This window comes from Halalkalibacter sp. APA_J-10(15), from assembly GCF_023017105.1.
Taxonomy (GTDB): Bacteria; Bacillota; Bacilli; order Bacillales; family Bacillaceae_D; genus Halalkalibacter.
Window position 1 is genome coordinate 26,730 of sequence record NZ_JALKEV010000003.1, and the last position, 23,212, is coordinate 49,941.

A 23,212-nucleotide genomic window follows, 5' to 3' on the forward strand; every position below is an offset into this window, starting at 1 on the left:
CTGATGAAACTTTGGAAAACATCTTGGCGTTTCCTGTCTCTGTCATTGCTCGTCTTTTTCCTTTCGGGCTGTCTTGGGGAGACTAATTTAACTGCCCTTGATCCAAAGGGACCACAATCAGAGTGGCTATTTGATAACATGCTTCTTTCCTTGTATGTTATGGCATTTGTCACGATTGTCGTGTTTGCAATCTTTTTTATCATTCTTGCAAAATTTCGTCGCCAGCCTGGAGATGACGAAATCCCTAAGCAAGTTCACGGAAATACAGCACTTGAAATTACATGGACTGTTATTCCGATTATCTTGCTTACTATTTTAGCTGTCCCAACAATTACAGGTACGTTTATGTTAGCTGATATGGAGCCTGATCCAGAAGTTGGGGAAGATACGCTCTACATTAAAGTAACTGGACACCAGTTCTGGTGGCAGTTTGACTATGAAGACGAAGAATTTACAGCTGGAAATGATGTATACATACCAGTTGGGGAAAAGGTTATCTTTGAACTACACGCACAAGATGTTATTCATTCATTTTGGGTACCAGCATTAGGTGGTAAAGTCGATACAATTCCTGGTATTACGAACCATCTATGGCTTGAAGCATCTGAGCCAGGAATTTACAAAGGAAAATGTGCTGAGCTTTGTGGAGCATCGCATGCATTAATGGATTTCAAAGTGATTGCGCTTGAGCGTGATGATTACGATGCGTGGGTAGCTGGCATGCAGGCGGAAGAAGTTGAGCCAACAGATACATTAGCGCAACAAGGTCGTGAAGTATTTGAAGAGCAATCTTGTATTGGCTGTCATGCGGTTGGTGGAATGGGTACAGCTGCAGGTCCTGCACTGACGGATTTCGCTAATCGTGAAACACTTGGAAATTACTTAGAAAATAATGATGAGAACTTAGAAGCGTGGATTCGTGATGCTGAAGCGTTGAAACAAGGCGCTGTTATGCCTGCATATCCTGAATCAGAACTAAATGATGAAGATATGGAAGCACTGATTGCTTATTTACGTTCTCTATCAATTGACTAGAAATAAAGGAGGTTAACCCTTTGGCTACACAGAAAAAGGAAAAAAGCGTCATCTGGGATTGGTTAACGACAGTTGACCATAAGAAGCTAGGCATCATGTATTTAATTGCCGGGACGCTTTTCTTTGTTAAAGCTGGAATTATGGCGTTATTTATGCGTATCCAGCTCATGTATCCAGATATGAATTTTTTAAGTGGTCAAACATTTAATGAATTTATTACGATGCATGGGACGATCATGTTGTTTTTAGCAGCAACGCCATTATTATTTGCCTTTATGAACTATGTAATTCCGTTACAAATCGGAGCAAGAGATGTGGCTTTCCCATTTGTTAACGCTTTAGGTTTTTGGATCTTCCTATCAGGGGGATTATTACTAAGTATGAGTTGGTTCTTTGGTGGAGGTCCTGATGCTGGTTGGACAGCTTACGTTCCTCTATCGAGTCGTGATTATGCGGGCGTAGGACTCGACTTTTACGTTTTAGGTCTACAAGTTTCTGGTATCGGTACGCTCGTTTCGGCTATTAACTTCTTAGTCACGATTATTAATATGCGTGCACCAGGAATGACGATGATGCGTTTACCATTATTTGTGTGGACGTCATTTGTTACATCAACATTAATCTTATTTGCCTTTACGCCATTAGCTGCTGGGCTTGCGTTATTAATGTTGGACCGTCTGTTTGATGGGCAGTTCTTCATATCGAGCATGGGCGGTAATGCCGTGTTATGGCAACATATATTCTGGATCTTCGGACACCCAGAAGTGTACATCCTTGTTTTACCAGCGTTTGGTATTATTTCAGAAGTGATACCGGCCTTTGCAAGAAAACGTTTATTTGGTTATACAGCGATGGTATTTGCTACAATGATTATTGCATTCTTAGGGTTTATGGTTTGGGCTCACCATATGTTTACAGTTGGTATGGGACCAGTTGCGAACTCTATATTTGCGATCACGACGATGACCATTGCTGTACCTACTGGGATCAAAATCTTTAACTGGCTCTTCACCATGTGGGGCGGTAAGATTACGTTTAATACAGCAATGATGTTTGCTTCATCATTTGTACCTACGTTTGTATTAGGTGGGGTAACAGGGGTTATGTTAGCAATGGCACCAGTTGACCACCTTTACCATGATACGTACTTTGTTGTTGCTCACTTCCACTATATTATTGTTGGTGGTATCGTTCTTTCATTATTTGCTGGCTTGTTCTATTGGTATCCTAAAATGTTTGGACATAAATTAAATGAAACACTTGGTAAATTGTTTTTCTGGATTTTCTATATCGGTTTCCATTTAACATTCTTTGTTCAACATTTACTAGGGTTAATGGGTATGCCACGTCGTGTATACACATACTTAGAAGGCCAAGGATTAGAGCTATTTAATTTAATTAGTACAATTGGTACGTTCTTCATGTCTGCAGGTATTATCTTATTAGTTATTAATATCATTTACTCTGCAATTAAGGGAGAGCGTGTAACGGTTGCCGATCCATGGGATGCACGTACGTTGGAATGGGCTACACCGACACCGGTGCCAGAGTATAACTTTGCTCAAACACCACAGGTTCGTTCATTAGACCCATTATTCTATGAGAAAATTCATGGAGATGGCAAGATGAAGCCTGCTGAGCCTGTTGCTGATATTCATATGCCTAATGGATCAATACTACCGTTAATCATTTCAGTTGGTCTATTCTTTGCTGGTTTTGGCTTTATCATGATGAATATGGAGAATCCAATTATTCATCCATTAGTCGTTGCAGTGGGTGGTTTGGTCATTACTTTTGGAGCGATGTTTGTCCGTTCTATTAAAGAAGATCATGGCTATCACATTCCTGCATCTCAAGTTAAAGCAGATTTAAATGAGAAGGGAGGAAACTAAGAAATGGCGGGTTCAGTTGATACTTCAAAGGGTCTTCCCTCTCATCCGGAGAGAGCAACACTTGAAGGGAAAAACAAGTTTCTCGGTTTCTGGTTCTTCCTAGGTGGGGAAACGATTTTATTCGCAACGTTCTTTGGTACGTACCTTGCATTAAGGAATGGTGTTGCGGATGGTCCAACATCACAAGAAATGTTTCATCTTCCACTCGTTTTTATTATGACGATGATTCTACTTACTAGTAGCTTGACGAGTGTACTTGCGATGTTCGCAATGAAGAAGAATCAGTTTACGAAGTTTAAAGTGTGGATGTGGATTACCGTTCTATTAGGTCTTTCGTTCATCTCTCTTGAAATTTATGAATTTTATGAGTATGTACATCATGGGCTTGGATACTCAACAAGTGCATTTGCTTCGTCCTTTTATACACTAGTAGGATTACATGGAGCCCACGTAGCCTTTGGTTTAGGTTGGATTATTGTTTTGTTAATTCGATATAATAAATCAGGTATTACGTTAACGAATGCACCTAAGTTTTATGTCGCTAGTTTATATTGGCACTTTATCGACGTTGTGTGGGTATTTATTTTCACCGTTGTCTATCTCATGGGAGTAGGAGGAGGTCACTAATATGGCGGATCATTTAAGTCAACCTTTTGAGAAGAGTGCTATGACCAATGAGGAAAAGAGACAGACCCAGAAAGAAATCAAAAAGCAAATTGTCGTATTTGTCTTAATGATCTTTTTAACGGTCTTATCATTTCTAGCAGTTGGTGCTGACTTAATACCACGTTCATTTGCGATTCCATTCATACTCATCCTTGCAGTGATTCAGTTTGCGTTGCAATTAGTATTTTTCATGCATCTCAAGGATAAGGACCATGGATGGGCAACTGCCTTTATGATCTCTGGTATTTTCGTAACAGTACCAACAATAGCTGCTTTAATGTTATTGATTGGAGTTGTAAAATATTAAGAACAAAAGAGTGATCCAATTGGGTCGCTCTTTTGTTATAAGATCGTTTTCAAAAAGTCCATTAAGAATGAGCAATGACTTTGATTGTTACGTGTAACACCACGACTAAACGATCCAAAGAAACAGTGAATACGTACTTCGAGGTTATTCAAAATAGAAAAAAATCGTTCATTAGTTTGTAAATGATTCACCTTCTGTAGGTGTATGAGTTTGTGTATAATAATGAGGACATGTTTTGAAATAAGAGGAGTTGAAAGTATGGAGCAAGCAAGTTCTACGTTTAAAAAGCGCAATTATAAACCCGCCATTATTATAATAACGATCGTCATCAATGGATTAGTTGCTTTGTTAGCTGGATTACCTGGAGTCGAGAGCTTTGATGCGTTTGATGTGACGATTTTACCGATGTTAAATGCCATTTTTAATAGCTTCACGTTCATCTTTTTATTGATAGCCTTTATAGCGATTATTCGAAAAAATGTAACGTGGCATCGACGTTTCATATACGCTGCTTTTATCACAACAACGTTATTTTTAGTGACGTATGTGGCTCATCACTTTTTATCACACTCGACTCCATACGGAGGAGAGGGCTTCTTAGCAGCCTTTTATTACTTTATTCTCATAACGCATATCGTTTTAGCCGCAATTATCGTTCCGCTTGCGTTAACTTCGGTAGCCCGTGCATGGAATATGGAAAATGAACGTCACCGTAAAATCGCTCGTTGGACGATGCCGATTTGGCTTTATGTCAGTTTTACTGGTGTGTTAGTTTACATTATGATCTCACCATATTACTAGAAGCTTTTTGAATACAAACACGAATTGAGCATTTACAAAAGGGACTCTTTTGAAGCTCAGTCTCGTGTTTTTTTGTCTATTAAGTGTAAATAGTTATGTAAATAATGAATAATTATTAGGGTTTGCATCAATTGTATCTATGTTATTATGAAAGTGCTTACAATCAAATGGAAGCTAAAAGTGCTTGATTTCGTTTTGAAAGGAGTATATAGATGACCAGTCAATCGAATCATCGTTATCCTGAAAGAGGAATAGTTAGTAAAAAACCAGCCGATCAATGGCAAGAGGCAATGATTACCGGAAATGGGGAACTTGGTGCTCTTATTTTCGGTCAGCCATTAGAAGAAACGATTATTTTTAATCATGAAAAGCTATATGAACCTTTACATGGGCAAATTATTCAAAATAACAATATGTCACCGTATTTAGGTGAAATAAGAGAATTAATGAAAGAAGGGAAATTTCGCGATGCTGCGGAACTTTTTTCTAATAAATCTGGACATCCATTGTTATTTACTGATGCTTATCATCCTGCCTTTGCTTTAAAGCTTCAAATGTCCAATTGTGACCGAATTTGCGATTATGATCGATCTATAAATTTTGAAACCGGTGAAGTGACCGTTAGTTGGTCTGATGATCGAGGGCGGGTTGTACGTAAGCAGTTTGTTTCTAGAGAGGATCATGTTAGTGTTATTTCTTTAACGACAACATCAAATGAAGAGATGAGCCTTGAATTGTCCATTGATGATCTTGTATTAGAAGGTAGTGCGCGTGAGAAGCACATTAGTACAGATGAACGCTTTCTTGCTTTTAGTTGCGCATATGCGAAAACAAAAAAAGGGTATGCAGGTGGAACAGTTGTCATAACTCCAATGGGTGGACATGTTGAAGTACACGGAAAAACACTCACTGTTTCAGAGGCAAAGGAGGTCATCCTTTTAACAAAGATTAAACCAATTGATGATTATGATCAACAAGCTCCATCGACATTAGCGTCGATAAAAAAAGCATTAAAAGCGATATCTTCTAAGGAGTATGTTGAACTATTAACATCACATATACGCATTCATGGAGAGTGGTTTAATCGAATGTCACTAACTATTTGTGATAGAGAGGACACACAAAAGCCTACGGAAGAGTTGCTAGTAAGTGATCAATCTTTGAATAAAGCATTGTTACAGCAAATGTTTGATATGGGGAGGTATGTCTTTATCTCTTCTTCAGGTTCTTATCCTCCAAACTTGGTTGGGCTATGGACTGGTGAATGGCGTCCGGCATGGAACGGTGATTTTACAACAGATGCAAATGTGAATTTGGCTGTTTCTGGTGGTGGAATCGGCAATATGCCTGAAGCACTAGAAGGCTATTTTCAACTCATCGAAAAAATTGTTCCAGATTGGCGAATAAATGCCCAAACATTTTTCGGATGTCGAGGTGTGTTAGCAGGATCTAAAACAGACGGTAACCACAATATTCATACTCATTTTGATGTTGATTGGCCGTTAGGATTTTGGACTGCGGGTGCACAGTGGCTAATGCTACCATTTTATGAATGGTATCAAATTAGTGGAGATGATGCGTTCTTTATTCAACGCGTTTTACCCATCATGAAGGAAATTGCTCTTTTCTATGAAGATTTTTTAACAGAATACAATGATGATGGTACGTTTATGTTTATACCTTCTTATTCACCAGAAAATACACCACGGATTTCAAACGATCTCCAAAAGGAAGGATGGCAGCCGAATCAAGCAAGTATTAATGCAACGATGGATGTAGCTGCAGCTAGAGAGTTGTTTACGTCGTTAATTGTCACGTGTCAGGAATTAGGAATCGAACGAGAGAGCATTCCTAAATGGAAAGATATGCTTGCCAATATGCCTGATTACGCCATTAATGAAGACGGTGCATTAAAAGAGTGGATTCATCCTCAATTAGATGATGAATATGACCACCGACATGTTTCTCATCTGTATCCTGTATGGCCAGGGCATGAAGTAAACCCTGAAGTTACGCCTGAATGGTTTGAGGCATCAAAAGTAGCATTAGAAAAGCGTGGGAGAGAAAATTATTCTGCTCACGGTGTTGTCCATTGTGCATTAGTCGCTGCAAGACAAAAGAATGCTGATCGAGTTGTGGATAACTTGAAGCTACTATTGCAAGAGGGGGACTATATTCACTCAAGTCTTGTGACGTCTCATAATCCGAATCGTGATATTTATAATGTGGATGCAAGTTGCAGTTTGCCTACATTAGTAATGGAAATGTTAGCTTACACATCACCTGGATTAATTGAATTATTGCCAGCAGTCCCAGAAGAAATTAGAAAAGGAGTCATAACGGGGATGAGAGCAAGAGGCCAAGTAGTGATTGAGAAGCTAGAGTGGGATTTAGGAGCGGGTGATGTCAATGTCTATTTGCGATCTCTTAAAAAACAAGAGGTTACCGTTCGTTTACGTCAAGGCATTGAGAAAGCATGGAATTCTGAAAGTGAAACAATATTCATCCATAACAATACAGACCTTTCTATACATCTAAACAAAGATGAAGAGAGATATATTAAAATAAAACTTTCCTAAGAAAGAAGGAGTGGAATTATATGTTTACAAAAATGCCATATGGTGGAGATTATAACCCTGAACAATGGGATCGCGCTACTATGGAAGAGGATATAAGAATGTTTAAAAAGGCTAACATTGATTTTGTCCGTGTTCATATATTCTCTTGGGCTCTTAGTCAGCCAGATGAAGCGACCTATCAATTTGAATGGTTAGATGAAGTGATAGATCGTCTTCATGAAAATAATATACAAGTCGGAATTGGTACTGGTACTGCAGCACATCCAGCTTGGTTAGCTAAGAAGTACCCTGATGTTTTACGAGTTGAGTTCAACGGTATGAAACGTAAATTTGGTGGAAGACATAATTCATGTCCGAATAGTCCATCTTATCGAACATTTGCGAAGCGCCTTGTTGAGAGATTAGTTGATCGTTATAAAAATCATCCAGCAGTAGTATTATGGAATGTATCAAATGAGTTCGGTGGAGCATGTTATTGTGAAAATTGTGAAAAGGCATTTCGTGTTTGGTTAAAAAAGCGTTATCGAACATTAGATGAAGTAAATCGTGTTTGGAATACGAGATTTTGGGGACATACGTTTTATGATTGGGATGAGATCGTTGCACCAAACTTGCTCAGTGAACATTTTGCTGAAAACCGGACTATGTTCCAAGGTATTTCGCTTGATTATGCTCGCTTTAATTCTGATAGTATGCTTGAATGCTATAAAATGGAATATGACGTAATTAAGGAAGGAAATCCAGATACAATTGTAACGACTAATTTAATGGGAGCCTTTAAACCGTTAGATTATTTTAAATGGGGTAAGTATATGGATGTCATTGCTTGGGACAATTATCCAGCATTCGATACCCCTTATAGCTATACAGCTCTCATGCACGATTTAATGCGAGGGGTTAAAGATCAACAGCCATTTATGTTAATGGAACAAACACCAAGTCAGCAAAATTGGCAACCTTATAACTCGTTAAAACGTCCTGGTGTATTAAAATTATGGAGCTATCAAGCTGTTGCACACGGCTCTGATTCCGTTTTATATTTCCAAATGAGACGATCAAGAGGTGCTTGTGAAAAATTTCATGGTGCTGTTATCGAACATGTTGGTCATGAACATACGAGAGTGTTTAAAGAGGTAGCGGAGATTGGTCAAGAGTTAGTTGACTTATCTAATACTTTCATTGGATCAAAGCTACTGTCTAAAGTGGCGATCGTGTTTGATTGGGAAAATTGGTGGGCAATCGAATATTCAAGTGGGCCACACGCAGATTTAAAATATGTCGAACAAGTTCATAAATATTATGAAGCGTTGTATAAGAAAAATATTCAAGTAGATATCGTAAGTACCGACTCTGATCTTGAGCAATATGAAGTAGTTATTGCCCCTGTATTATATATGGTAAAAGAAGGGTATGTCAAAAGGCTCGAACGTTTTGTTGAAGCAGGTGGATGCTTTGTAACGACTTTCTTCAGCGGTATTGTCGATGAGAATGATTTAGTGACCTTAGGCGGATATCCTGGAGAACTCCGTTCGTTGCTTGGCATTTGGTCGGAAGAAATCGATTCATTACCACTCGAACATAAGAACAAAATGGTACTGAAATCGAACCGCGGTCAATTGCAAGGAGAGTACGATTGTAACATGCTATTTGATTTGATTCATTCAGAAGGGGCAGAGGTTGTTGCTGAATATGGTGATGACTTTTACAAAGGACGGCCAGCTTTAACCGTTAATAAATATGGAAAAGGTGAAGCGTGGTATGTTGCCACTAACCCTGAACAGGATTTCATCGATCATTTATTAATCGATATTAGTGAGAGACAAAACATTAAACCAGTATTGAACACTCCTTCTGGTGTTGAAGTGACGAAAAGAGTGAAAGATGAAAACGAGTTTGTATTCGTAATGAACCATAATAAAGAATCCAAAACGATTCAGCTGCAAGAAGCTTATAAAGATTTGCAGACGGGCCAGCTGTGCCAAGATCAATTAACGGTTGAAGCGAATGGAGTCTTGTTGTTAAAAGTATAAATGTACATGTAGTATGAAGAAAGAGGCTGGGGCATTATAAAAGTGTTTAGATGAGGAAACTGTACAATGGAGTACGATAGCGGATAAACTACACGTAGACTCCTACGTTATGAAAAGAAGGGCACTGAAAAAGTTTGGTTTTTAACTTTTTTGGTGTCCTTTAAGCAATGTGCGAACAGTTACCTGTTAAAAGCTTGATACGATTGGGTTTCTCGTATCAAGCGAAACCATTGCTAATCAAATTAAAGGTTCTGAAAAGTCGAATTGTCCTTTTTCAGTACATCTGGTTATGACAGCACTTTATAAAATAACATTAAATTTCTATATGAATTCACTTGTAATTATGATGGTATTTCTCCTATAGTTAGTAAAGTATAATTGTATAATAATTTCACCTTGTAAGCGCTTCCTTTTTGAGGGAGTAGATTGAAACATATTGGGGCAATCATGATGTTAAAGAAAATCATTCAAAAAATAAATAATATTACTTTACGAAGAAAGTTAATTTTATCGTTTATTATAGTTGTTTTTGTCCCTTTGTTGATTGTAGGGGTTTTTTTAACATACGAGCTTAGACAAATCTCCTTAAACAATGTTGTGGAGCAGTCCACTTCTGATATAAACCGTATACAAACTCGAATTTCAGAAGCACTTTTACCAATTGTTTATTTATCAAACCAATCATTGGCTGATGAGGGTTTAAAGGATTTAGTTAACCATGAGTATGAGACCGTTTTTGAAGTTGTAGACGCTTATAAAAATTATCCAGTTTTTGAACATAATATCCGCTTTTACAATGAGATAAGTAATATTCGATTGTATACGAACAATGAAACAATGCTTAATAATTGGCGGTTCATTCCGATTGATCCAGAAATAGTGAGACGTACATGGTTTCAGCAAACTGTTGAAGCTAAAGGTATGATGCGATGGGAATTTACAGATCACTTAAACGGGCGATTCGATACAAACTTAAGCTTGACCCGTTATTTAAATTTTCAAGATGATTTATATGGTGTACTTGTAATTGATGTTAATACGGATTATTTGAATTGGATTCTATCTCAAGAAGTACTACCGACTATGATTGTAAATAGCGATAATCAAATAGTCTCATCTAATAAATTAGATTTAATAGGTCGTAATTTAAATGAGGATACGTTTTCCAATAAGTTAATTAAGGGTGAAATCGGTATTTTTGAAGACACGGTTTTTGGTGAAAGTTCGCAAATTATGGTTGAGCCAATTCAATTTGAATACAGTACAAATCAGCTGCGGATCGTTTCAGTATTACCAAATTCGGAGATAATAGCAGATGCGAACCGATTGAGCCGCTTAGGATTTATTATTATGTTTATCAGTGCAATCATTGCACTCATTCTCATTTATGTATTTTCCCATTTTATTACGAGAAGAATGCTCACATTAAGCAAGCAAATAACAAACGTGGCGGAAGGGAATTTATCAACAGAATTTAAAATCGTAGGAAATGATGAGATTGGTCAATTATCATCGCAATTTAATAAAATGACTTTAAGTATTCAACAACTACTTAAAGAAGTAGAAGCTAAAAATGAGGAAAAAAGAGTATTGGAGAAACGCCAAGGGGAAATTAAATTTAAAATGCTCGCAAGTCAAATCAATCCACATTTCTTGTTTAACACACTAGAAACGATTCGAATGAAAGCACATATGAGAGGAGAGAAAGATATCTCGCTCATTGTAAAATTATTAGGGAAGTTACTACGAACAAGCTTAGAGATTAGTAGTAGTTTTGTTAGCTTGAAGCAAGAAATGGATATGGTTAAGTCTTATCTCGATATTCAAAGCTTCCGGTTTCAGGAAAGATTAGAATATGAGCTTGTTATAGATGAAATGATCAATAATATTCAAATTCCGCCTCTTATTATTCAACCACTTGTTGAAAATGCTGTAATACATGGATTAGAAAACCATGCGGTCGGTGGAAAAGTGATTGTGGAAGCGAAGAATCAAGGAGAGTGGATCCAAATTAATGTTATTGATAATGGTGTTGGTTTCACAGCAGAAAGACGGCAGCGGATTATAGAATCACTCACCTCAACTGACGAGGAGCATCGTATTGGTTTACGAAATGTTCATGAACGAATCATTCTTTCTTTTCAACAAAGTGAAGGGTTAGTAATTGAAAGTGAACGTGATAAAGGAACGTGTGTTTCATTTAGAATACCGAGACAGTCAGAGGGGGATCTGTATGATGTATAAAGTATTGATTGTTGATGATGAACGAACGGTACGAGAAGGGCTTAATTCTTTAATTCCGTGGGAAGATTATGGCTTTCAAGTGGTCGGACTAGCTAAAGATGCGGAGACGGCATATTCACTATTTCGTGAATTGTCACCAGACCTAGTCATTTCTGATATCCGTATGTACGGCATGAATGGATTAGATTTAATTAAACGTTTACGTGAAATCAATAAAGTATTTCAATGTATCATTTTAAGTGGATATGCTGATTTTGATTATGCTAAAAGAGCTATTCAAAATAATGTTGCAGGGTATTTGTTAAAACCGATCTACGAGGAAGAATTAATTGAGTATCTAGAGAAAGTAAAAAAAGAATTATCGAAACAGCAGGCTGTTACGGAGTTAACAGAAAGTGAAGAGACGAGAAAGCGTGAACAGTATGTTCTCTCATTGATCGGGAGCGATCACCACTTTTTTTCTGAAAAAGAAGCAAACCAATTTGGTTTAGATTGGGATCGATATCAAGTGCTATTAATGAAAGTGGATAACTCCTTTGAAATGGATACAGATATGTTCAAAATAAAAAGAGAAGTAGAGTTTTTAATCAACAAAGATGTTGCACTATTTGTTAGTGAACCGTATGTAGGTTTAGTTCTAAATGCCTCCGAATACCGAATGAAAGAGGTTCAACAGTTATACCAAGAATTAAAACTGTCACTGGATAGCTATGCTCATTCTATAACGTATAGTATTGGACAAGTTGTTGAGAGTTTAAATGACGTTCATCAGTCCTACAAAAGTGCGTTTCAAATGATCCAGAGAAAGTTCTTTTATCCCAAAGAACAACTACTGTCAGATGGTATGCAAATTGATATACAGTATTCTGAAGGTCAATTTGAGGTTACAGATATTATTGATAATATGTATTTTGCTTTAGACCTAGGGGTGTATGAAAGTTTGCGTGAAACAACTAATGACATGTTTAAGTGGGCGATGCAAGATCTCTCTGAAAGAAATGTGAAAAAAAACATCGTTTACGTCATGACAACGGTATTTAATAAATTACAGAAATCAAAGGAGGAAAAAGAGGAATTTTTCACTTCAATGCTAGAAAAGGTATTAGAGTTGTATCAACAACCCTCATTTGAAGATGTGAAAAAAGTTGTTAATGAGATGATGAATGATGTATTGAATGAGCTTGAATATGCTGATAGCGATCATCAATTAAAGAAATTATTGTTACTAATTGAAAATAAGTATAATGAAAATTTAAAGTTGGAACAGCTAGCGAAATTGTTCAATTACAACAGTGCTTATTTAGGGAAATTATTTAAAAGCTATACAGGCGAATATTTTAATACGTATTTAGATAAAGTTCGAATAAAAAATGCAAAGAAATTGCTTTTACAAGGACAGAAAGTGTATCGTGTTGCTGAGATCGTCGGTTATAACAATGTTGATTATTTCCATAGCAAATTTAAAAAATATGAAGGTGTATCTCCTTCAGCATATAAAAGAAAGATGATAAAAAGCGACTGAATTGGTTGCTTTTTTTTCTGAGTAAAGAAGTTTTATGTGAGGATTGGGGTTGCGTGCAAAAAGACAGATCACTAAAAAACATAGTAATTTCACTAATTATTAAGGTGTAAACGTTTTAAGTGTTATTAAAACAACAATGAAAGCGCATTCCTATATAAATTATTATATGAATTTAGTTGAAATCATTTAGGTATTTACAAAGGTGCATTTTCGTTATGATTAATTTGTAAAGAGGAGGGGATAGCATGGACGTGAAACCAGAGAAAGCGCCTTCAAAGCTAGAAGTCGTAAAAAAGAAAAAGAGTTTCTGGAAAACAATGAAGAACCAAAAAATCTTATATTTGATGTCGATCCCCGTTGTTATATGGGTATTCATTTTTAATTATCTCCCTGTATGGGGCTGGACAATGGCCTTCCAAAATTTTCGACCAGGAAGAGCTATTACGGAGCAGGAATGGGTAGGATTTGAGCACTTTATTCAATTATTCCAAGATGATCACTTTTATCTTGTATTACGAAATACGATTGCAATGAGTGTTATGCTCTTAATTGCTGGCTTTGCCATTCCGATATTATTTGCTGTTTTATTAAATGAATTAAAGGATTCATTATTCAAACGATCGGTTCAAACGATTTCTTATTTACCTCACTTTGTCTCTTGGGTAGTTGTTGCTGGAATAGTAACAAAAATGCTCTCAACAGATGGTGGGATTGTGAATGACATTCTTGTTGGTTTAAATTTGGTCGATCGACCCATACAGTTCATGGCTCAAGGGGAATTGTTTTGGGGCATTGTCACATTAGCAGATGTCTGGAAGGAAATGGGCTGGAATTCGATTATCTTTTTAGCTGCAATGGCTGGTATTGATCCACAGCTTTATGAAGCTGCAAGAGTTGATGGAGCAGGTAGATGGCGCCGCATTTGGCATATAACATTACCTGGAATAAGACCTACTATAATGGTTATTTTAATCTTGTCCATCGGTAGTATGATTAGTATTGGTTTTGAACGACAACTTCTATTAGGAAACTCTCTTGTCAGGGAATACTCAGAAGTCCTTGAATTGTATGCGCTTAATTACGGGATTGGAATGGGACGATATTCCTACGGTACGGCAATTGGAATCTTTAATTCAATTGTAAGTATTACTTTGCTGCTGTTAGCTAATGGCATATTTAAGCGACTTACCAAGACGAGTGTCATGTAGAGGGGTGATGTGAAATGAGTAAAAAATCAAGTTTATTTGCGACTAGTACATCTGAAAAAGTATTTGATGTGGTTAATTATATATTGATGTCAGTAGTGATCGTCGTCATGTTATATCCATTTTTGAATGTGTTAGCCATTTCATTTAATGAATCAAGTGATACGGTTCGTGGAGGAATTTATGCATGGCCACGAGCGTTTACTTTAGATAATTATCAAGTCATTATGCAATATGATAGCCTTGTCACTGGATTTATTAATTCGGTGCTTCGTACAGTTATTGGTACAGTATTAGGATTATTCATTTGTGCGATGGTTGCCTATGTGTTGAGTAGAAGGGACTTCCAGGCGAGACGGTTCGTTTCAACGGTCATCGTATTAACAATGTTCTTTAGCGGTGGGTTAATTCCGACGTATATGCTTATGCGTGATTTAGGATTAATTAATACATTTGCGGTTTACATTTTACCTTTACTCGTTAGTGCATGGAATATAATCATTATCCGTTCCTTTATGGATGGTTTGCCATTTGCTCTTCAAGAATCAGCTAAGATGGATGGAGCCAATGATTTCACTATTTTCTGGCGAATTATTTTGCCAATCTGTAAGCCTGTTCTAGCAACAATTGCTTTGTTTATTGCGGTTATGCAGTGGAACATGTGGTTTGATACGTACATTTACAATAGTGCGAACGCTTCATTAACGACTTTGCAATATGAACTAATGAAAATATTGCAAAATACTTCTACAAGTGCAGGAATTGATTCTGTCAGAGGTGGGCAAGGTACTGAATTAATGAACCGAGTATCGCCCGAGTCTGTTAGAATGGCGATTACGATTGTAACAATTGTACCAATTTTACTCGTCTATCCTTTCCTACAACGATACTTTGTCAAAGGAATGACACTTGGAGCAGTTAAATAAACGTTCTTGTTTGTTACAGGTAGTACAATTTATTGTGCTACCTGATAATAAAATATAAATATAAACGAAAAGGGGAGGGTTATATTATGTCTCATACTAAGAAAATGCTATTAATGGGCTTCATTACTGTTTTGTTGTTATTTGTTATGGTAGCATGTAACAGCAGTGAAGAGGGTTCATCTGATGATCAAGATCAAGATTCGACGAATGTTGAAATCGATGGAGAAGCGGAACCAATTACATTTTCGTTTTTTGCCGCAGATAATAATCCGGATTGGGATGGAATGAGTACAGATGTCGGAGAAGTTATTTTACAGGAAACGGGCGTGTCATTAGATGGCGATTTTGCTATAGGTGATCCAGCAGAACGTATTTCATTAATGGCAGCTAGTGGTAGCTATCCAGATTTTGTTCTTCCAAAGGGCGATGGTAATCTACTAGTTGATTCTGGCGCGATGCTTGACCTACGCCCACTTATTGAGGAACACGCTCCTAACATTCAAGAGGTTTATGGTGATTACATGAACCGTATGCAATGGAGTGAAAATGACGATTCAATATATTTTTTAGGGACGTATCCAGTAGATCAGGAAAATTGGGAACCCGGACATACTTTTTGGCTACAGCATGATGTTGTAAAAGAATTGGGATACCCCGAGATTAATACAGTTGATGATTTTGAGAGCGCTATCAAAGAATATTATGAAATGTATCCTGAAATCGATGGTCAACCAACGATTCCATTAACTTTGTTAGCAGACGACTGGCGTTTACTCATATCTGTAACAAACCCTGCTGGATGGGCAACAGGTGCTCCTGATGATGGAGAATGGTTTATTGATGAAGATACACATGAAGCGATGCTACGTTATCGTCGTCCAGAGGAAAGAGAATATTTCCGCTGGTTAAATCATATGAACGCCGAAGGTTTACTTGATCCAGAATCATTTATTCAACAGGAAGATCAATATAAATCGAAAATAGCTTCAGGTCGAGTATTAGGATTAATTGATGCAGATTGGTCTATTGGTGAGCCACAAACAGCTCTCCGTGAAGAGGGTAAACATGAAAGGATGTATGGTGTGTACCCTGTAACATTAGATGAAAGCTTTGAAACACGTAATTTTCAAAATACTGGATATATACCGACTTGGGGAATTGGTATTACAGTTGACAATCCTGATCCTGTTCGTGCGATTAAGTTTTTAGATTGGATGGCATCTGAAGAAGCTCAAATATTAAACAATTGGGGTATTGAAGATGTTCATTACCAGTTAGATGAAGATGGAAATCGCTATTTAACTTCCGAACAACGTCAAGAGCGTTTAAATGATAGTAATTATCACAAACGTACGGGTATTGGTATGTATAAAGCATATGCCCCTCACTATGGAGATGGTGTTCTTGATTCAACAGGTCAACCATTTACAACTAATAGACCTGAACAATTAAGAGAAGATTACACTGAAATAGAAAAAGAAGTATTAGATGCTTATGGGGTTGAAATTTGGGCAGATTTATTCCCAGATGGAGATCAATTCCCGGTTAAACCATGGGGAGTAGCGTGGCAAATCAATTGGGATTCAGATTCACCAATTGCTGTACCATTTCAACAAATTCAAGATACAATGTTTACTCGAATTCCAGAAGCGATATTAGCAAATCCAGAAGATTTTGATACGATTTATGATCGATTTATGGATGAAGTTGAAGGACATGGTGTCTATGAAATGGAAGAACACTTTACTGAACTTGTTCAAAAACGAGTAGAGCTTTGGAGTGAATAGATCGACTTAAGAAAAAAGAATATTGAACAATAATTGATAAATGTCTTTATTTTTGAGTTACTGGTTGTTGTAATGCCCTAATCGAACTATAGGATAAGATGGTAGGATGGTTAGTAGTAACGTTTCGTAAGCTTAATAGTGTTTATGACAGTTGTGTTTTAATAGTAAGGTCGTGCAATTACTATTTTACTTGACAGAAAAATAGAGAATCACTCTAAAAAAGGAGGGTTTTATTCATGGTTCATTTTAAGAAAAAGCTATTAGGTGGATTTATTGCTATTGGATTACTATTGCTCATTGCAGCATGTAATAGCAGTGAAGAAGGTTCATCAGACGAACAAGCAGATAACAATGCACCGGATGTTGAGATTGATGGTGATTTAGAACCAATTACATTTTCATTCTTTGCCGCAGATAATAATCCAGATTGGACTGGGATGGATACAGATATTGGTGAAGTTATTTTACAAGAGACAGGTGTTTCATTAGATGGTGATTTTGCCTTAGGTGATCCTGCAGAACGTATATCTCTATTCGCTGCTAGTGGTGACTTTCCTGATTTTATCTTACCTAAAGGTGATGCCAATCTGTTAGTAGATGCAGGTGCAATGGTTGACTTACGTCCACTTATCGAAGAACATGCTCCTAATATTCAAGAAGTCTATGGAGATTATTTAAATCGTATGCAGTGGAGTGAAAATGATGATTCCATTTATTTCTTAGGTACGAGTCCGGTTGATGAGGAATGGTGGAGCCCAGGAAATGGCTTTTGGTTACAGCATGATGTTGTCAGAGAATTAGGTTATCCAGAAATTCGTACAGTTGATGATTTTGAAAGTGCTATAAGAGAATATTATGAAATGTATCCTGAAATTGATGGTCAACCAACGATTCCACTATCGTTATTAGCAGATGACTGGCGATTACTAATTTCAGTAACAAATCCAGCTTTTTGGACAACTGGAGCGTCTGATGACGGAGAGTGGTATATTGATGAAGAAACACATGAGGCGATGTTGCATTTGCGACGCCCTGAGGCAAGAGAATATTTACGTTGGTTAAATCAGATGAATGCGGATGGTTTACTTGATACAGAAACGTTTGTTCAGCAAGAGGACCAATATAAATCGAAAATAGCTTCAGGTCGAGTATTAGGACTAATTGATGCGGATTGGTCGATTAGTGAGCCACAAACAGCTCTACGAGAAGATGGGAAATATGAACGAATGTATGGAGTCTATCCTGTAACATTAGATGAAAGTTATGAGCATCGTAATTTCCAAAGTACAGGTTATTTACCAACTTGGGGAATTGGTATTACGGTCGATAACCCAGATCCTGTTCGTGCGATTAAGTTTTTAGATTGGATGGCATCTGAAGAAGCACAAATTTTAAATAACTGGGGTATTGAAGATGTTCATTATCAGTTAGATGAGGAGGGAAATCGTTATTTAACTTCTGAACAGCGTGAAGAGCGCTTAAGTGATAGCAATTTCAACAAACGTACAGGTATTGATATGTATAAGTCATATGGTCCTCACTATGGAGATGGTGTTCTTGATTCAACAGGTCAACCATTTACGATTAATCGACGAGAGTCACTAAGGGACGATTATACGGAAATTGAAAAGGAAGTATTAGATGCATACGATGCCGAAATTTGGGCTGATTTGTATCCAGATGGAGATCAATTCCCGGTTAAACCATGGGGAGCTGGTTACCAAATCAATTGGGATGCTGATTCACCAATTTCGGTACCTTTCCAACGAGCATCAGATTCGATTTACACTCGAATCCCAGAGGCCATTTTAGCTGATCCTGAAGAATTTGATGCAGTATTTGATCGGTTTATGGATGAGCTTGAAGGGCATGGTGTTGAGGAAATGGAAGCACACTTTACTGAACTTGTTCAAAAACGTGTAGAGCTTTGGAGTGAATAAAGGTTTAAGCAAAGTGACAAATGATGTCACTTTGCTTCTCAATCAAGTTAGATTATGAGAATTGTTTTATGAATGTAATTTTGATTAAATTGGAGGTTAACATGGCACATATAAAGAAGAAGTTACTAGGAGGGTTAGTTGCCGTTGCGTTACTATTCGTGATTGCAGCGTGTAACAGCAGTGAAGAAGGTTCATCAGACGATCAAACGGATAATGACGCACCGGATGTTGAAATTGATGGGGATTTGGAACCAATTACATTTTCATTCTTTGCATCAGATAATAATCCAGATTGGGATGGGATGAATTCAGAAGTTGGTGAAGTAATTTTACAAGAAACAGGAGTATCGCTCGAAGGTGATTTTGCACTGGGTGATCCAGCAGAGCGTATTTCATTAATGGCAGCTAGTGGTGAATACCCAGACTTGGTTCTTCCAAAAGGGGATGGGAATCTACTAGTTGATGCAGGAGCTATGGTCGACCTTCGTCCACTTATTGAGGAGCATGCACCTAATATTCAAGAAGTTTATGGTGATTATTTAAATCGTATGCAATGGAGTGAAAATGATGATTCGATTTATTTTATAGGTACGAATCCAGTCGATCAAGAGTATTGGGAGCCAGGACAGGCTTTTTGGCTGCAACATGATGTCGTAAAAGAGTTAGGGTATCCTGAGATTAATACGATTGACGATTTTGAGAATGCTATTAAAGAATATTATGAAATGTATCCTGAAATTGATGGACAACCAACGATTCCTTTAACGTTATTAGCAGATGATTGGCGTTTACTTATTTCTGTTACAAACCCTGCAGCATGGGCAACAGGGGCACCTGATGATGGCGAATGGTTTATTGATGAAGAATCACATGAAGCGATGTTACGTTATCGTCGTCCAGAGGAAAGAGAGTATTTCCGTTGGTTAAATCACATGAATGCAGAAGGATTGTTAGATCAAGAATCATTTATTCAGCAGGAAGATCAATATAAATCGAAAATTGCATCAGGACGAGTATTAGGGCTTATAGATGCAGACTGGTCGATTAGTGAGCCACAAACGGCTCTTCGTGAAGATGGGAAATATGAGAGAATGTATGGTGTGTATCCTGTCACATTAGATGATAGCTATGAGCCACGTAACTTCCAAAGCACTGGTTACCTGCCTACGTGGGGGATTGGTATTACAGTGGATAATCCAGATCCAGTTCGTGCGATTAAATTTTTAGATTGGATGGCGTCTGAAGAAGCTCAGATTTTAAATAACTGGGGGATTGAAGATGTTCATTATCAGGTTGATGAAGATGGAAATCGTTATTTAACTCCTGAACAGCGTGAAGAGCGTTTAAGTGATAGTAATTTTACTAAACGTACGGGAATAGAAATGTATAAAGCATATGGGCCTCACTATGGTGATGGTGTTCTTGATTCAACAGGTCAACCATTTACGATTAATCGTCCTGAAGAATTAAGAGAAGATTATACTGAAATTGAAAAAGAAGTATTAGATGCTTACGGTGCTGAGATTTGGGGGGATTTATTCCCAGATGGTGATCAATTTCCTGTTAAACCTTGGGGTGCGGCATGGGAGATTAATTGGGATTCAGATTCTCCTATCGCTGTTCCGTTCCAACGCATTCAAGATACAATGTTTACTCGAATTCCGGAAGCGATTTTAGCAAATCCTGAAGATTTCGATGATGTGTATGATCGTTTTATGGATGAGGTTGAAGGACATGGCGTCTATGAAATGGAAGAGCAATTTACAGAGCTTATCCAAAAACGGGTTGAACTTTGGAGTGAATAATAATCAAGAGGCTAGGACGTAACTAGCTTCTAATCGTGAGAAAGTTGAATTTGAGCACGCTCAAATTCAACTTTCTATTTTGCGTATAAATTCTTCGCGTACCTTAGTTAATGTTAACAAGAAAAATAAGCTATTTTTATAAAGGTTGTGGCTCTGACGATGGGGTATTCTTATGGTGAAATGGAGAGGAAGCCACTCGACTCCTGCGGGACATAGAGGGAGGTACTGAATAGGTCCTTTCTAGTCACTTAAAGAAGAGTAATGGCTCCACTCGTTGCGCGCCTAGCTATGAGAAACCCACTCATTGCAAGGCTTTCAAAATCGGGCAACGGCTACGCACATTACTTCAAAGCCACTGAAAAAGTTAAAACCAAACTTTTTCAGTGGCCTCACATAGAGGGAGGGCCGAGACCACAGAGGCACATCGCCGCGGAAAGCGAGTGGCTGGTGCGCAATGAAACGAACTTGTGACAGTCACTTATTTATAGAGTTAAAAAATAATTAAAGCCGGTGAAATTTTACGATACGTAAAATTTCACCGGCTTTTTCAATTCAGAGGAGGGTTTTGTCCTAACCTCGTGTTTAGATTTATTGATTGTTTTATTTACTGGTGGTGATGTCAACCTTCTCATCTCGTTACCATTTCGATTTGGCTGGATGAGGACAAGTTTTTGATTTAAAATGAGCACGGTAAGCGACCCATTCTCCAGAATATGCACAAGTTGATTTGTATAAGAGTGAAGGACAACTTAAACAAATTGAGACCCTTTTCTCAAAAACCTCTTTTGTGACGGTTTCAAAATCATAGGTAGGATGATAAGACCAATCAGCTTGAACATCGATCATTCGACAACTTTTACATTCTCTTTGTTGACTTGTTTTCATATTGTTGGCTACCCTATTGTCAATGATATGATGGACATGCTTGGCAAGTTCACTTGTAACGTGTCCCCTTCAACAGTAAAGTCCTCGAATGAAGAAGGCTTGACATGATCAGGATTTTCAAATGTGTTGTGAGCGTTACATTCATTTGCTGTTAATATACGTCCCTGAATGGTACGCAATGAATCTATACCACGCAGGTCAATCGCAACAGAAGTTTGGTCATTTGGGTTCAGATGACAAATGCTAATGTGAACCTTCCCTTGCTTATCTTTTGATGCGGTGGCACTGACAGCTGGTAACTCTTCACTATTAATCTGATACGTGCTTGAGGAAATATCAATATCAAGCTTTGTTGCATCTTGATGAACCTTATACATTTCAAAGACATGGTAGGTTGGTGTTAAGATCATTTTTTCTCCTTCAGTCAAAATCATTGCTTGAAGGACATTGACAGTTTGAGCAATGTTCGCCATTTGTACCCGGTCATTATGCTCGTGGAAAATGTTAAAGTGTAGCCCTGCGACAAGAGCATCTCGAATCGTATTTTGTTGATAAAGGAAGCCTGGGTTCGTTCCAGGCTCTACATCGAACCAAGTTCCCCATTCATCAATGATCATACCTACTCGTTTGTCTGGGTCATATTTATCCATAATGGTCGAGTGTTTTGAAATCAACTCATTCATATGAAGTGCTTTTTTCATCGTAAGAAACCATTCATTTTCACTTGGATCTAATGCAGAGCCTTTATTAGCCCAATCGTCACTTGGAACCGTATAATAATGAAGGCTTAATCCATCCATTAAATGCGAAGCTTCACGCATGAGTACTTCTGTCCAGTGATAATCATCCACATTAGCCCCACCAGCAATTTTATATATCTTATTGTCACCATAATTTCGAACATATGTCTGGAACTGCCGATAGAGGTCTGCATAATATTCAGCGCGCATATGTCCACCGCATCCCCAGTTTTCATTGCCAACTCCAAAGTACGTTAATGACCATGGTTCGTTACGACCATTTTCTTTTCGCCAATTCGCCATCGGAGATTCTCCATTGAACGTCATATATTCGACCCATTCTGACATTTCTTGTACAGTTCCGCTACCAACATTACCACATATGTATGGTTCGGTGTCTAACATTTCACAAAGCATCAGAAATTCATGCGTACCAAAGTGGTTATTTTCAACGACTCCTCCCCAATGTGTATTGACCATTCTTTTTCGGTTTTCATTAGGGCCGATTCCGTCTTTCCAATGGTATTCATCAGCAAAACAGCCCCCTGGCCAACGAAGGACAGGAATTTGAATTTCCTTGAGCGCTTTTACTACGTCATTTCGTATCCCATTTGTATGCTCAATATGCGAGTCTTGTCCAACCCAAAAGCCCTCATAGATACACCTTCCTAAATGCTCGGCAAAATGACCGTAAATATTTTTGTTGATTTTTCCTTTAGGAACATCCGCTTGAATGACTATTTTATTTTTCATTTGAAACCCTCCATAGAAAATAGCTAGAAATAGTTGTACGATATCTTAAACAAGGTATACCTAAAGTTATAAGCATTGTACGTACAAAATAAATT

The 23,212-nt window shown here is 37.6% G+C and carries 15 protein-coding genes; 14 read left to right on the plus strand and 1 reads right to left on the minus strand.

The features are described 5' to 3' along the window. Positions 1–3: 3 nt before the first annotated feature. The 14 genes from coxB to MW695_RS04475 all read left to right on the plus strand — a co-directional run bounded on the left by coxB (position 4) and on the right by MW695_RS04475 (position 20,739). Positions 4–1,035 (plus strand): cytochrome c oxidase subunit II, encoded by a 1,032-nt coding sequence (coxB, locus tag MW695_RS04410; protein WP_247103798.1) that lies wholly within the window; start codon positions 4–6, stop codon positions 1,033–1,035. A gap of 20 nt (positions 1,036–1,055) precedes the next feature. After that, entirely contained in the window at positions 1,056–2,927 is a 1,872-nt protein-coding gene (gene ctaD / locus MW695_RS04415) for a cytochrome c oxidase subunit I (RefSeq protein ID WP_247103799.1), read from the plus strand. Between the two features lie 3 nt (positions 2,928–2,930). Further along, positions 2,931–3,554, plus strand: coding sequence for a cytochrome (ubi)quinol oxidase subunit III (locus tag MW695_RS04420; RefSeq protein WP_247103800.1), 624 nt, complete (start codon positions 2,931–2,933; stop codon positions 3,552–3,554). A gap of 1 nt (position 3,555) precedes the next feature. Next, a complete protein-coding gene (locus tag MW695_RS04425) occupies positions 3,556–3,900 on the plus strand; it encodes a cytochrome C oxidase subunit IV family protein (RefSeq protein WP_247103802.1) in 345 nt (114 codons plus the stop codon). Between the two features lie 258 nt (positions 3,901–4,158). Next, a complete protein-coding gene (locus MW695_RS04430) occupies positions 4,159–4,701 on the plus strand; it encodes a DUF420 domain-containing protein (RefSeq protein ID WP_247103804.1) in 543 nt (180 codons plus the stop codon). Positions 4,702–4,913: 212 nt separating this feature from the next. Further along, positions 4,914–7,280, plus strand: coding sequence for a glycosyl hydrolase family 95 catalytic domain-containing protein (locus tag MW695_RS04435; RefSeq protein ID WP_247103805.1), 2,367 nt, complete (start codon positions 4,914–4,916; stop codon positions 7,278–7,280). Between the two features lie 20 nt (positions 7,281–7,300). Then, positions 7,301–9,310 carry a beta-galactosidase gene (locus MW695_RS04440; protein WP_247103806.1) on the plus strand — a complete coding sequence of 670 codons (2,010 nt, stop codon included), beginning with the start codon at positions 7,301–7,303 and terminating at the stop codon, positions 9,308–9,310. 426 nt (positions 9,311–9,736) lie between these two features. Further along, positions 9,737–11,554, plus strand: coding sequence for a sensor histidine kinase (locus MW695_RS04445; protein WP_247103807.1), 1,818 nt, complete (start codon positions 9,737–9,739; stop codon positions 11,552–11,554). After that, positions 11,544–13,076 carry a response regulator transcription factor gene (locus MW695_RS04450; RefSeq protein ID WP_247103808.1) on the plus strand — a complete coding sequence of 511 codons (1,533 nt, stop codon included), beginning with the start codon at positions 11,544–11,546 and terminating at the stop codon, positions 13,074–13,076. Before MW695_RS04445 ends, MW695_RS04450 begins: the two co-directional genes overlap by 11 nt. 245 nt (positions 13,077–13,321) lie before the next feature. Continuing rightward, the gene (locus tag MW695_RS04455; protein WP_247103809.1) at positions 13,322–14,284 is read left to right on the plus strand and encodes an ABC transporter permease; all 963 of its coding nucleotides are present in this window, start codon (positions 13,322–13,324) and stop codon (positions 14,282–14,284) included. Between the two features lie 14 nt (positions 14,285–14,298). Continuing rightward, positions 14,299–15,207 (plus strand): carbohydrate ABC transporter permease, encoded by a 909-nt coding sequence (locus MW695_RS04460; protein WP_247103810.1) that lies wholly within the window; start codon positions 14,299–14,301, stop codon positions 15,205–15,207. An 86-nt stretch (positions 15,208–15,293) separates the two neighbouring features. Next, positions 15,294–16,994: an ABC transporter substrate-binding protein gene (locus tag MW695_RS04465; protein ID WP_247103811.1), complete on the plus strand. Its 1,701-nt coding sequence runs from the start codon at positions 15,294–15,296 to the stop codon at positions 16,992–16,994. A gap of 236 nt (positions 16,995–17,230) precedes the next feature. Continuing rightward, positions 17,231–18,934: an ABC transporter substrate-binding protein gene (locus MW695_RS04470; protein WP_247103813.1), complete on the plus strand. Its 1,704-nt coding sequence runs from the start codon at positions 17,231–17,233 to the stop codon at positions 18,932–18,934. Positions 18,935–19,035: 101 nt separating this feature from the next. Then, entirely contained in the window at positions 19,036–20,739 is a 1,704-nt protein-coding gene (locus tag MW695_RS04475) for an ABC transporter substrate-binding protein (RefSeq protein WP_247103814.1), read from the plus strand. 893 nt (positions 20,740–21,632) lie between these two features. Here the strand turns inward: MW695_RS04475 and MW695_RS04480 are convergent. After that, positions 21,633–23,117 (minus strand): alpha-N-arabinofuranosidase, encoded by a 1,485-nt coding sequence (locus MW695_RS04480; protein WP_247103815.1) that lies wholly within the window; start codon positions 23,115–23,117, stop codon positions 21,633–21,635. Positions 23,118–23,212 lie beyond the last annotated feature (95 nt).

Bases quoted from the DNA above. Each gene is read 5' to 3' on its own strand.
- MW695_RS04420 (WP_247103800.1), top strand. From the start codon at position 2,931: ATGGCGGGTTCAGTTGATACTTCAAAGGGTCTTCCCTCTCATCCGGAG.
- MW695_RS04475 (WP_247103814.1), top strand. From the start codon at position 19,036: ATGGCACATATAAAGAAGAAGTTACTAGGAGGGTTAGTTGCCGTTGCG.
- MW695_RS04465 (WP_247103811.1), top strand. From the start codon at position 15,294: ATGTCTCATACTAAGAAAATGCTATTAATGGGCTTCATTACTGTTTTG.
- MW695_RS04460 (WP_247103810.1), top strand. From the start codon at position 14,299: ATGAGTAAAAAATCAAGTTTATTTGCGACTAGTACATCTGAAAAAGTA.
- MW695_RS04455 (WP_247103809.1), top strand. From the start codon at position 13,322: ATGGACGTGAAACCAGAGAAAGCGCCTTCAAAGCTAGAAGTCGTAAAA.
- MW695_RS04470 (WP_247103813.1), top strand. From the start codon at position 17,231: ATGGTTCATTTTAAGAAAAAGCTATTAGGTGGATTTATTGCTATTGGA.
- MW695_RS04480 (WP_247103815.1), bottom strand. From the start codon at position 23,117: ATGAAAAATAAAATAGTCATTCAAGCGGATGTTCCTAAAGGAAAAATC.
- MW695_RS04430 (WP_247103804.1), top strand. From the start codon at position 4,159: ATGGAGCAAGCAAGTTCTACGTTTAAAAAGCGCAATTATAAACCCGCC.
- MW695_RS04440 (WP_247103806.1), top strand. From the start codon at position 7,301: ATGTTTACAAAAATGCCATATGGTGGAGATTATAACCCTGAACAATGG.
- MW695_RS04425 (WP_247103802.1), top strand. From the start codon at position 3,556: ATGGCGGATCATTTAAGTCAACCTTTTGAGAAGAGTGCTATGACCAAT.
- coxB (WP_247103798.1), top strand. From the start codon at position 4: ATGAAACTTTGGAAAACATCTTGGCGTTTCCTGTCTCTGTCATTGCTC.
- MW695_RS04450 (WP_247103808.1), top strand. From the start codon at position 11,544: ATGATGTATAAAGTATTGATTGTTGATGATGAACGAACGGTACGAGAA.
- MW695_RS04435 (WP_247103805.1), top strand. From the start codon at position 4,914: ATGACCAGTCAATCGAATCATCGTTATCCTGAAAGAGGAATAGTTAGT.